Here is an 11,373-nt window from a genome sequence, read left to right on the forward strand (position 1 = left end):
AGAAGATGGAAGATTGAAGATGGAAGTAATGTGCTCCATCTTCAATCTTATCTCATGTTTTTACCTTGGATTAAATACTAAAAATGGTACAATAACTTCTTCTAGAGAAATGCCTCCGTGTTGATAGGTATTTCTGTAATAACTTACGTAGTGGTTGTAATTATTGACGTAAGCGAGGAAATTGTCATTTTTTGCAAAGATATAAGAACTACTCATATTTATGGTTGGAAGCCCGATTTTCTTTGGATCCCTTACAGCATAAACATCTTTATCTTCGTAGGTTAAACTTCTTCCGGTTTTGTAACGAAGATTCAAACTTGTGTTTTTATCACCAATTACTTTGGACGGATTTTTTACATTTATCGTTCCATGATCGGTTGTAATGATTAATTTGAATCCGAGTTTTTGTGCTTGTTGAATGATTTCTAAAAGCGGTGAATTTTTGAACCAACTTAAGGTTAGAGAACGATAAGCTTTATCATCTGAAGCTAGCTCTTTTACTACATCCATTTCGGTTTTAGCATGAGAAAGCATATCAACAAAATTGTAAACTACTGTAACTAAGTTATTTTCTTTTAAAGATTTAAAGTTATCTGCTAATTTTTTTCCACCAGCCAAATTGGTGATCTTAAAATAATCTTGTTTAATATTTAAACCAAGACGTTTTAAATGCGCTGTTAGAAATTCGCCTTCATATAAATTTTTCCCACCATCATCAACGTCATTTTTCCAATATTGCGGAAATTGTTTTTCCATTTCTAAAGGAGTTAAACCACTAAAGATAGCGTTTCTAGCATACTGAGTAGCCGTTGGAAGAATTGCATAATACGGAACTTCTTTCTCTAATTTATAGTAATTATTTATTGTACTTTCCATTGCTTTCCATTGATCGTAACGCAAATTATCGATTACAACAAATAGAACTGGCTTATCTTTTTTAGTCAATTCAGGAACTACTAATTCTCGGAAAAGAGTATGAGATTGAATTGGTTTATCGGCTTTTGGTTCGAACCAATCTTCGTAATTTCGTTCGATAAATTTCCCAAATTGCGAATTGGCTTCGACTTTTTGAGATTCCAAAATATCAATTAAATTAGAATCTTCAATGTTCTCAAGTTCTAATTCCCAGAATAGGAGCTTTTTATATAATTCAAACCAATCTTCGTGTGAATTCACCATAGATAATTCTAAAGCAATTTTTCGGAATTCCTTTTGATAATCTAACGTTGTTTTTTCTGAAATTAAACGAGAATGATCTAAATTTTTTTTCAAACTCAATAAAATCTGATTAGGATTTACTGGCTTTATAAGATAATCGGCTATTTTAGAACCAATTGCTTCTTCCATAATATATTCTTCTTCACTTTTTGTAATCATAATTACTGGAGTAGAAGACTTCTTTTCTTTAATTTCTTGTAGCGTTTCTAAACCGCTCATTCCAGGCATATTTTCGTCTAGAAATACAATATCAAAATTGTTTTCTGCAAAAATATCTACAGCATCACGGCCATTATTACAAGTGGTAACTTCGTAGTTTTTCTTTTCTAAAAACATGATGTGTGGCTTTAACAAATCGATTTCGTCATCAACCCAAAGTATTTTGATTTTATCCATGATAGCATTTTTATTTGGTGCAATTTAAGGTTTATTGAACGTTCAATATGCTAAAATTATTGTAAAATAAATTTTAATGTTTAATTAAGATTTTTGAATTTAACTGAAAAGAGTATGTTTGAAATTGTTGTTTGAAATAAAAGTATTTTATATATATGAACCTGATAAGTTAAAGTATTAGTTTAAAACAATGAGAAAAGCAAAAATTCTATTTTACATAATATAAATTATAGTGCAAATAAATAAATATTGTAAAATAGGTAAAACTTACGATTATTAGTCCTCAGACATAATCTTGATGCGGTATATTCTACCAATGGCTATTGTAAGTTTTAAAGAATAATCTTCTATAAGCCAGCTTCTGTAGTTTTTTGTAACATTTCCTAAACAAATGCAATATTGTCGAATTCTGTACTCAATATCATCGTTTAATTCTTTAGATAATTTTCTAGCTTCAACTAAATCTTCAGTATTTTCAACGCACATTATTGCATGTTGTTCTAAAGATTTTTCAAGAATTGATTTTGCTTTCAAATTATTCTTAACCGTGAATTTGAATTCTTCTTGAATATCCATTGTAACGTCAATCGTTTTAGAGAATTTCTTGCGTAATTCATCTGGCATTACATATTTGAAATTACTTTCAATATCTGCATCTTCACGCAGACTTTCTAGATAATATTCTGGGGATTTAAAAATATGCTGCCAATCTACCGGATTATTCCAAAGACCGAATCGTAACGCATTGTTTCCTAAATCAATAACTGTAAAATTGTCTTTATTTGGCAGTTTTCTTGATCCACGACCAATCATTTGAAAATAAAGCGTTAACGACTTTGTAGCTCTATTTAATATAATAGTTTCAACTGTTGGTTCATCAAATCCTGTGGTTAAAATTCCAACCGATGTTAAAATAGCGTCAGGAGTTTTCTTAAACCAAGTTAAAATTTCTTTTCTATCTTCGGTTGTTGTTGTGTTATCTAAATGTCTAATATTATAACCAGCATGCCTAAAACTCTCATAAACATGCAACGAAGTATTGATTCCGTTATTGAAAATTAATGTCTTTTTACCTAAAGATTTTTCAGTATAAGCATGCAGTAATTTTTCTTGCATCACCATATTACTGTACAAATCATCAGATGATTTTACTGTATAATCACCATTAATTCCGACTTTTAGCGACGTTAATCCTACATCGTAACTGTAAGTTGTTGCATTGGCCAAAAATCCTTTTTCAATTAGATTTTGAATAGTATCTCCAACGATTAACTCGCTATAATTTTCATACATTGGAAGTTTAATATTCGAACTTAATGGCGTTGCTGTAACTCCAAGAATAAAAGCGTTTTCGAATGATTTGAATAACTTCCTAAAGGAGTTGAAGTGAGCTTCGTCAATTATCACTAAACCAACGTCTTCTATCTCTAATTTTTCGTCGTTCAATCGATTTTTTAGTGTTTCCACCATTGCTACAAAACACGAATATTCTTCTTGATCTGGCAATTCTTTTATCGCACTATTGATGATTTTATTTTTTACATCAAAGGCTTTTAGCATTTTTGAAGTTTGCTTACAAAGCTCAATTCTGTGTGTTAAAACAACTACTTTTTTATTATGTTGTTCTAAATATCTTCTAGTAATTTCTGAAAAGATTACTGTTTTTCCGCCGCCAGTTGGCAGTTGATAAAGCAAATGATAGTTGTGTGGCGCATTGTCTAATCGTTCAAAGATTTTATCAATATCGCCTTTCTGGTAACTGTAAAGTTCCTTCTTATCTTCAATTTCGGCAAGTAAATCTTTTTTTGACATAGCAATTTTTACAATTTTGCAAAACTACGTCTAAAAAAGAGTTCGACCGCACTTTTTTTTCTAATTGTTGAAAAATTAATAATCAAATCGTTCTACAATAGCATTAAATTCATACTTATTGATCCAATTTTGCTTGACACTTTCGTCTTTGATAGCCACTACTCTACTTTTAAAATCCTCCAAAATCCCTTTCTCAATCATAAAACTAATGGCTTGTTCAAAGGAATTGAGCATGCTTTTATAGAAAGCTTCAGAAGAAATAAATTTTTCCGAAGATAATGTTTGAGCAATTTCAATATTGTAAAGCATTACGTCCACAATTATAAAAGCATCGACTCCAAGTGTAATAAAATGCTTTATAAATTTTTGAGCTGTAGAACGACGCATTTTGGGTCTTTTTCCACGAATTGGGTAATATTCGTTAGAAATTTTGAGTTTAGCATCTTTGACTAAGTTACGCTCATTTGGGTTAAAAACAAAATCGTAGTACACTTTAACATCTTTGAACTTATCATACAATTCAATTAGTTGCTCCTCAAGTTGTGCTTTATTTAGTTCTGATAAATATTTTTTAAAATCTCTTTTACTCATGATGGTTCTAAAATAATACTGATTTTAGAGAAAAATCAGATTTAATCACAAAAGTAAGTTAGTTTGTAGGATTTTAATTTATCTATTGCTTAATTTTGTAAGCAAAAAATAAATAATGACAAAGATTTTTAAGTTTACGGCGATTTTAGAAGGAATTTCTTATTTGGTTTTATTCGCCAATATGTTACTAGTTAAGCCTAATAATATGATATTGTATAAAAAATTACTGTATCCAATTGGGATGGCTCATGGAGTTTTATTTATTGGTTATGTCATTTTAGCTTTCTTAATTAAGAAAAGTCAGAATTGGTCACTTAAAGATTTTTTTATTGTTCAAATAGCTTCATTACTTCCGTTTGGCACTTTTTATATTGAAAAAAAATATGTAAAAAATGCATGATATATTAGAAAAAATATTTGGTTGGTTGTATCCTCTACTCCGAAAATTAGATTTTGGAGATACTTTTGCGGCCTACATCAGCCTTGTTTTTAACATTCTAATTTTAGGTGCATTAGCCTATTTAATTTATGTGGTTTTTAGGTTAATTTTAGTGACTTTAATGATTTTAATCGCTAGAAAAACCAAAACCAATTTTGATGATTTATTGGTTTCTAATAGAACTGCCAAGTATATCGCGCATTTAATTCCGTTTCTTTTTATTTATAAATCGGTTCCAGTAATTCTTGAAAATTATGTTTATTGGGAATCTGTTTTTGGTAAAATGGTTGGAATTTATATCATTTTATTATCGCTTTGGATTGTACGAAGCGTTTTAAAAGCCATTAGAGATTATTTAAAAGAACAACCCAAATTTAGTGACAAACCAATCGATAGTTATATTCAAGTAATTATGATTATCCTTTGGATATGTGGAGTTGGAGTAATAATTTCGCAAATATTTGATATTAAAACGAGTTCTTTATTAGGTACGCTTGGAGCAATTTCGGCGATTGTAATCTTGATTTTTAGAGATACAATTCTTGGATTTGTGGCAAGTGTTCAGGTTTCTATGAACGATATGGTTCGAATTGGAGATTGGATAACATTTGACAAATTTGGAGCCGATGGAGATGTGATTGAAATAAATTTGGCAACTGTAAAAGTTAGAAATTTCGATAATACAACAACAACTATTCCTACCTATAGTTTGATTTCTGATTCTTTTAGAAATTGGCGCGGAATGCTTGATTCTAAAGGAAGAAGAATAAAAAGACATATTTTGATTAAAGCAAAAAGTATTCGTTTTTTAAATGAAGAAGATTTGCAAAAAATGAAATCTATTCAATTGGTTTCTAATTATATAGACGTTCGCCAAGACGAAATAAATCGATACAATAAAACTTATAACGTAGATAAATCGCTTTCTATAAACGGAAGAAATATGACTAATTTTGGGTTATTTAGAAAATATATCACACAATATTTAGAACATTATCCTGGTTTGAATAAAGAAATGATTTTGCTTTGCCGTCAATTGCAACCAACAGCACACGGAATTCCGTTAGAGATTTATGCATTTTCAAAAGACCAAAGATTTGAACAATATGAATACATTATGTCAGATATTTTTGATCATATCATTGCTTCGATTCCTTATTTTGACTTAGAAATTTACGAATTGCCGACAGATAAAGTAGTTACTTTTGAATAACTATCTTTTTAATCGATCTTCGACATATTCAATTTTTGTTTTGCCGTGAGCTTGCGGTTTTCCATCAAGGTCAACACTAACCATTGTTATAGTATCAATTGTAATGATTGTCTCTTTGGTCATCATGTTTCTCACTTCGCACATTAATGTTAAAGAAGTATTTCCAAATTTGATAACATCAATTCCAATTTCTACAATATCACCTTGTTTTGCCGAACTTCTAAAATTTATTTCCGACATATGTTTGGTAACAATTCTCGGACTTTCTAGTTGGATTATTGCATAAAGCGCTATTTCTTCATCAATCCAAGCCAATAATCGTCCACCAAATAAAGTACTATTCGGATTTAAATCCTCGGGTTTAACCCATTTTCGGGTGTGAAATCTCATATCCATTACAATTCAATTTTTGCACAAATTTAGCTATTTTATTTAGTTAAAATTAAAGATTTATCGCAGAATAATGTTATATCGATTGTGTACTAAAATTCGTTTGAAATAGATTTTAGTTGGCTGAAATTCTTACTAGTTTTGGATAATTCATAATTATTTGTAGTTTAAATCTTATATTTTTTTTCGTTAAATTATTTTAATAAATTCAAGCTTTATTGTTAAAACTAAAATTATCATTAAAAAAGCCACTGTTTATTTGTATTCAATACAATATTTTTAATATTTTGCGTCCAATTATATTGAACAATATGTAATTAAACCCTGTTTTAGATCCCAAATCTATCGCGAAATAAAACCTAGATTAGCTAATTGCATAAAAAATTATTAAAAAAAGTAAATCTAAGTATGAAAAAAATTACATTGTTCTCATTGTTACTTATTTCTGCGTTCTCTGTAAATGCTCAAGAACCTGTGAAAGTTGCTGATGACAAAAAAGAAGTAAAAAAAATTGAATACAATCAATGGACTGTAGAGGCTACACTGGGTCAAGCAAAAGGAATTAGACCATATTCTCCAGGTTATTTTTCAAGTTCATCGGGCGATTTTTTAGGAAAACCACAAACCAATAGTTTTTCTCTTACCACAAGATATATGATTAGTCCAAAGTTCGGTCTTAGGGCTGGATTTCATTTTGATGAACTTAAAAATAATAAAGATAATGGTAGTTTGCCTTTTAAAATGCAAATGATAGGTTTTTCAATTCAAGGAGTTGTTAATGCAAATCGTTTATTTGATATTGAATCGCTAGGCAAGTTAGGATTATTACTTCACGGTGGAATTAGAGTTGATGCAATGACATCTAAAACTGAAAACACACTTACAACCAATCAAAATTTCAATAATTCTGAATATAATGGAGGTTTTATTTTGGGAGTAACACCGCAATACCGATTTTCAAAAAAAATGGCATTACAATTCGATGTTTCTTACCAAAATAACATAAGACAACACTTTAATTGGGACGGATCGAGTGCTGCTCCAAATAGTAATTTAAGTGCTCAAATGCTTACTACTTCATTCGGATTGAGCTATTCTATTGGTACTAACGATATTCATGGCGACTGGGCAATTGTTAAAGAAAATACCTTAGCGTTGGAAGAGATTGAAGCATTAGAGAAGAGAATGGATTCTATGGAAACTTTGATGAATGACACTGATAAAGATGGAGTTGCTGATTATTTAGACCAAGAAAATAACTCAACTGCTGGTGTAACTGTAGATTCAAGAGGAAAGATGGTTGATTTAAATAAAAATGGTGTTCCAGATGAAATGGAACGTTATTTTAACACATCATCCAAAGATGCGTCTAAAACAGATGCAGTAAATCGTTTTATTAATGATGGTTACGTTTCGGTTTATTTTGATACTGGTAAAACCAAACCAACATCAATTTCCATTGAAGGTATTGAGTTTATAAAAACGTACATGAAAAACAATCCATCAAAATCAATAGTAATTTTTGGTCATGCCGATGAAGTTACACAAACAGCTAATAACGATAGATTAGCAACTGAGCGCGCTTTATCTGTAAAAGACATTTTAGTTAGATCAGGAATTCGGGCAGCAAGATTGTTTATAGCTAGCGATAGTGATGATTCGAGCGGAGATAAAAAAACTAGCGATTCTAGAAAACTTGTAAAAAGAGTTACTTTTAAAATTCTTGATTAATTAACAATTGATTCTTGATAACTATAAATCAACCTTTGTTTTACGACAAAGGTTTTTTTATAACTTTAAATAAAAAATGGAAACAAGAAATAGTTCTCTCATAGCACTTCGTGGCGGCACGATAGGAACAGTTACTGAACAATCATCTGCTGAAGAATCGTTTCAAAATAAAACGCTTCGTCCGATTTTGAAATTCCAAAATGATTTATTTATTGAAGTTTTTACCAATTACGCTATTAAACAAAAAGGTGTTTTCTTTACTTTGTCACCAGAAAAAAAAATGGCTTACATCGAAAATACCATTCAGCGCGATATAAAATTTAGAAATTCGTTAAAAGGAATGGTTATTGGATTATTTTCTGTAGATGAATATATTGACTACATTAAAAACTCATCAAACCTAAATAAACGAATGATGAACATGTTGATTGAGCGATTAAAAAGTCAAGTGCTTTTATTTGAAGTTGCTTCTTAAATCTAATTTTGTTTTTTAAGAAATCGATAAATTTCCTTCCAACTGGTAGTTTGAAGTGCAATAGTTTGATCTAATTCTTCTCTTTTAGAGTTAATTTCAGTTGCACCTAATGCTTCGTCGTTGTTGATGAAAATTCCTTTTGCTCCTAAGTTTTTAGCAAATTCTATATCGGTCAGCCTATCACCTATCATAAACGAATTGGCTAAATCATATTTCGGATTATCGATATATTCTGTAACCATTGCAATTCCTGGTTTACGAGTTGGTTTTTTATCTTCGGGATAAGAATCATCTATAAAAACTTTAGTAAAAACAATTCCTTCATTTTCAAAAGCTTTCATGATTTTATTATGAATGTTCCAAAAAGTTTCTGTTGGAAGTGTTTTAGTTCCTAATCCATCTTGATTGGTAACCATAACCAATTCATAATTTAAATTACGAGCAATTTTTCCCAAATAACGAAATACTTCAGGATAGAATTCTAGTTCTTCAAAAGTGTCTAAAACATAATCAGGTGCTTTTGCTTCTTTAACAATAGTTCCATCACGATCGATAAAAAGTATGTTCTTCATAATTATGAATTTTGATCCAAATCTAAATAAAAAAACCGCTTTATTAGTCGTTATAAAGCGGTTTTTAACAAGGAAAAAACAATTAATTAATCTTCATCTTCAACTTCTCCTGCATTTTGAGTTGCGTTTGTAGTTGCTCCAGCATTGGCTCTTATTTCGGTATGACGAACTTCTCCACCTGTTGTTCCAGTTTGTTTTCCAAAAAATATTCCAACAGCAGCTATTACTAATGCAAGGAATGAAATTAATTTAGCTTGAGCATGTTTTTTGATATTAGCAAATAAACCAATAATTGAAACTACACCTAGAACATATAATACAAGGGCTAATTTCTCGGCCATTTCTTCGTGTTCGTGAATGATTTGTTTTCCAACAGAAGGCATATCTTCTACCATTTCCTCTGCTCCTTCTCCAGTTGACATACTTGCAAATGCAAAAATGGCACCTACAATAAATAGGCAATACGCCGTATTTTTTACCGAATCATTTTTAAAAATAATTCCAGCGATTAAAACTCCAAAACCAAGAATAATTCCAATAATTGGAAAGTGGTTTACTACCATGTGCAAATGTGCGTCGTTCATAATTTTTTAATTTAAAAGTTTGTATTACTATTTTTATTGATTGTTAGTTTTATTTTACGTTTTTATTAAACTCTTACTCCAAAGATATAGCCTACTAATGCAGATAATACCATCGCGATTGTTCCCCAAATTGTTATTCTTAAAATTGCTTTTTTAGCACTTGAGCCTCCAGTTTTTGCTGAAATACTTCCTAAAATTACAAGGAAAATTATTGTAAAGCCATACAGCCAATATTCCATGTTTTTTATTGGCGCAAAAAGAATTACCAATAATGGCAAAACACCACCAACAGTAAATGCTGTTCCAGAAGAAATTGCAGCCTGAATTGGATTAGCTTGACTAATTTCGTTTATTCCTAATTCATCTCTAATGTGAGTACCTAATGCATCTTTCTGTGTAAATTCAATAGCTACTTGCATTGCTGTTTCAGGTTTAAGCCCTCTTTTCTCATAAATTTGAGCTAGTATTTTCAACTCTTCATCTGGCATTTCTGCCAATTCTTTTATTTCCCTTTCAATGTCAGCTTTTTCTGTATCCGTTTGTGAACTTACTGAAACATATTCACCTGCAGCCATTGATAATGCTCCTGCAACAAGTCCGGCAACGGTAGCTAAAACAATAGGTTCTCTTGTTGAACTTGCTGCTGCAACGCCAATTGCAAGACTTGAAATAGAAATAATTCCGTCGTTTGCGCCTAAAACTGCTGCTCTTAACCAGTTACTTCGGTGTATGTAATGACTATCAAGATAATTATCAATTGTTATTGTTTTTTCTTCCTTTTTAGATTTAGTCATCTTTTTTTTATTTAAGTAAGTTAATCATAAACTTTAATTTATAATATCAAAAACACCTTTGGTTAAAAGTTTTGAACTAGCATTAACTTGATCATTAGGAAGTATTTCAACAAAACTTTCTGATGAAGCTCCTTTCTCAACTGGAACTTTTTCAAATGAAAATCCTTTAGCATCTTCCTTCTTTAATAAAAGTACAAAATACTTTTGATTTTCTGAAATTAAAGCGTCTTTTGGAATAGCTAATCCTTTTTTAGAATTGGTAATAATCTGTGATTCTACAAACATTCCGGTTAATAATTTTTGTTTGATAGCATCGTCTAAATGTCCATGAACGTTAATGGTTCTGTCATTGCCTTCAATAGATTTTCCAACCAAATGCACTTCGGCATTAAAAACTTCTTTACTTGCTTCTGGAACGGTAAACTTAATTCCTTGGCCAATTTTTATTTTCAAAATGTCTTTCTCAAAAACGGCTAATTCTAAGTGTAAATGATTCGTATCAACAATTTCTAAAATTACATCTGAAGCGGCAATATACATTCCAACATTGGCATTCATAATTACAATATCACCAGAAATTGGCGAATAAATAGTTACTACAGAAGTCAATTTTCCTTTTTCAACATTACTCGGATTAATGTTTAACAAAAGTAATTTTGCTCTCAAACTTTGATACATTCCTTTTGCTCTTCTATAGTCACTTTCTGCTTTTAAGTAGTTCTTTTGAGAAGTAATTTTCTCATCGTACAATGTCTTTTGTCTTTCAAATTCAGATTTTAAATAAGTGATTTGTTCAGCAACTTCGAGATAATCTTTCTGAATATCAAGAAATTCTGTATTTTCCATCGTTAAGAGCGGTTGACCTTTAACTACTTTATTTCCAACCAAAAGATTTGTAGATTTTACGTAACCACCAATAAAAGAAGTGATTTTTGCTCTATTTTGCGGCGGAACATCTATCCTACCCGATGCTTTTATAGTAACATCAAAATCTTGCTCAATAGGAGTTCCAACTTCCATTGCCATTGTCTTGAATTGATTAGTAGAAATTACTGTTAAACCCTCATTCTTCTCTGCTGGAGCTTCTGTTTTGGCATCTTTACATGAAATTAGTAAAGTAGTCGTTGCTAGTATATATAGTATTTTTTTCATTGTAAA

At 30.4% G+C, this 11,373-nt stretch carries 11 protein-coding genes and 1 pseudogene; 4 read left to right on the forward strand and 8 right to left on the reverse strand.

Going from position 1 to position 11,373, the window contains the following annotated elements:
- Positions 1 to 60: 60 nt before the first annotated feature.
- The 3 genes from porX to LG45_RS11190 form a co-directional block, all read right to left on the reverse strand.
- Positions 61 to 1,614 (reverse strand): T9SS response regulator signal transducer PorX, encoded by a 1,554-nt coding sequence (gene porX / locus LG45_RS11180; protein ID WP_035127216.1) that lies wholly within the window; start codon positions 1,612 to 1,614, stop codon positions 61 to 63.
- Positions 1,615 to 1,890: 276 nt separating this feature from the next.
- Positions 1,891 to 3,426, reverse strand: a complete 1,536-nt coding sequence (locus tag LG45_RS11185) for a DEAD/DEAH box helicase (RefSeq protein WP_035127218.1) — start codon at positions 3,424 to 3,426, stop codon at positions 1,891 to 1,893.
- A 75-nt stretch (positions 3,427 to 3,501) separates the two neighbouring features.
- Positions 3,502 to 4,017, reverse strand: coding sequence for a DUF6155 family protein (locus LG45_RS11190; protein ID WP_035127220.1), 516 nt, complete (start codon positions 4,015 to 4,017; stop codon positions 3,502 to 3,504).
- Positions 4,018 to 4,132: 115 nt separating this feature from the next.
- Here LG45_RS11190 and LG45_RS11195 point away from each other — a divergent pair, with 115 nt between their 5' ends.
- Together LG45_RS11195 and LG45_RS11200 are read left to right on the forward strand one after the other, a co-directional pair.
- Positions 4,133 to 4,417, forward strand: a complete 285-nt coding sequence (locus LG45_RS11195) for a DUF3817 domain-containing protein (RefSeq protein ID WP_035127223.1) — start codon at positions 4,133 to 4,135, stop codon at positions 4,415 to 4,417.
- Positions 4,410 to 5,669, forward strand: a complete 1,260-nt coding sequence (locus tag LG45_RS11200; RefSeq protein WP_035127225.1) for a mechanosensitive ion channel family protein — start codon at positions 4,410 to 4,412, stop codon at positions 5,667 to 5,669. The genes LG45_RS11195 and LG45_RS11200 overlap by 8 nt, the downstream gene beginning before the upstream one ends.
- Here the strand turns inward: LG45_RS11200 and LG45_RS11205 are convergent, their stop codons facing one another.
- Positions 5,670 to 6,059, reverse strand: coding sequence for an acyl-CoA thioesterase (locus tag LG45_RS11205; protein WP_035127493.1), 390 nt, complete (start codon positions 6,057 to 6,059; stop codon positions 5,670 to 5,672).
- 408 nt (positions 6,060 to 6,467) lie between these two features.
- Here LG45_RS11205 and LG45_RS11210 point away from each other — a divergent pair, with 408 nt between their 5' ends.
- Both LG45_RS11210 and LG45_RS11215 read left to right on the forward strand, forming a co-directional pair.
- Positions 6,468 to 7,790, forward strand: coding sequence for an OmpA family protein (locus tag LG45_RS11210; protein ID WP_035127228.1), 1,323 nt, complete (start codon positions 6,468 to 6,470; stop codon positions 7,788 to 7,790).
- Between the two features lie 76 nt (positions 7,791 to 7,866).
- A complete protein-coding gene (locus tag LG45_RS11215; protein ID WP_035127230.1) occupies positions 7,867 to 8,265 on the forward strand; it encodes a hypothetical protein in 399 nt (132 codons plus the stop codon).
- Positions 8,266 to 8,279: 14 nt separating this feature from the next.
- Here the strand turns inward: LG45_RS11215 and hisB are convergent.
- The 4 genes and pseudogenes from hisB to LG45_RS11235 all read right to left on the reverse strand — a co-directional run.
- Positions 8,280 to 8,837: pseudogene (hisB, locus tag LG45_RS11220) on the reverse strand (histidinol-phosphatase); the annotation flags it as partial.
- 86 nt (positions 8,838 to 8,923) lie between these two features.
- A complete protein-coding gene (locus LG45_RS11225; RefSeq protein WP_035127232.1) occupies positions 8,924 to 9,421 on the reverse strand; it encodes a DUF2231 domain-containing protein in 498 nt (165 codons plus the stop codon).
- A gap of 65 nt (positions 9,422 to 9,486) precedes the next feature.
- The gene (locus tag LG45_RS11230) at positions 9,487 to 10,215 is read right to left on the reverse strand and encodes a VIT1/CCC1 transporter family protein (protein ID WP_035127234.1); all 729 of its coding nucleotides are present in this window, start codon (positions 10,213 to 10,215) and stop codon (positions 9,487 to 9,489) included.
- Positions 10,216 to 10,248: 33 nt separating this feature from the next.
- A complete protein-coding gene (locus LG45_RS11235; protein ID WP_035127236.1) occupies positions 10,249 to 11,367 on the reverse strand; it encodes an efflux RND transporter periplasmic adaptor subunit in 1,119 nt (372 codons plus the stop codon).
- Positions 11,368 to 11,373 lie beyond the last annotated feature (6 nt).

The sequence above is a fragment of the Flavobacterium aquatile LMG 4008 = ATCC 11947 genome, from assembly GCF_000757385.1.
Lineage (GTDB): Bacteria > Bacteroidota > Bacteroidia > Flavobacteriales > Flavobacteriaceae > Flavobacterium > Flavobacterium aquatile.

Coding starts and splice junctions, on each gene's coding strand:
- porX (WP_035127216.1), bottom strand. CDS start 1,614: ATGGATAAAATCAAAATACTTTGGGTTGATGACGAAATCGATTTGTTA.
- LG45_RS11185 (WP_035127218.1), bottom strand. CDS start 3,426: ATGTCAAAAAAAGATTTACTTGCCGAAATTGAAGATAAGAAGGAACTT.
- LG45_RS11190 (WP_035127220.1), bottom strand. CDS start 4,017: ATGAGTAAAAGAGATTTTAAAAAATATTTATCAGAACTAAATAAAGCA.
- LG45_RS11195 (WP_035127223.1), top strand. CDS start 4,133: ATGACAAAGATTTTTAAGTTTACGGCGATTTTAGAAGGAATTTCTTAT.
- LG45_RS11200 (WP_035127225.1), top strand. CDS start 4,410: ATGCATGATATATTAGAAAAAATATTTGGTTGGTTGTATCCTCTACTC.
- LG45_RS11205 (WP_035127493.1), bottom strand. CDS start 6,059: ATGAGATTTCACACCCGAAAATGGGTTAAACCCGAGGATTTAAATCCG.
- LG45_RS11210 (WP_035127228.1), top strand. CDS start 6,468: ATGAAAAAAATTACATTGTTCTCATTGTTACTTATTTCTGCGTTCTCT.
- LG45_RS11215 (WP_035127230.1), top strand. CDS start 7,867: ATGGAAACAAGAAATAGTTCTCTCATAGCACTTCGTGGCGGCACGATA.
- LG45_RS11225 (WP_035127232.1), bottom strand. CDS start 9,421: ATGAACGACGCACATTTGCACATGGTAGTAAACCACTTTCCAATTATT.
- LG45_RS11230 (WP_035127234.1), bottom strand. CDS start 10,215: ATGACTAAATCTAAAAAGGAAGAAAAAACAATAACAATTGATAATTAT.
- LG45_RS11235 (WP_035127236.1), bottom strand. CDS start 11,367: ATGAAAAAAATACTATATATACTAGCAACGACTACTTTACTAATTTCA.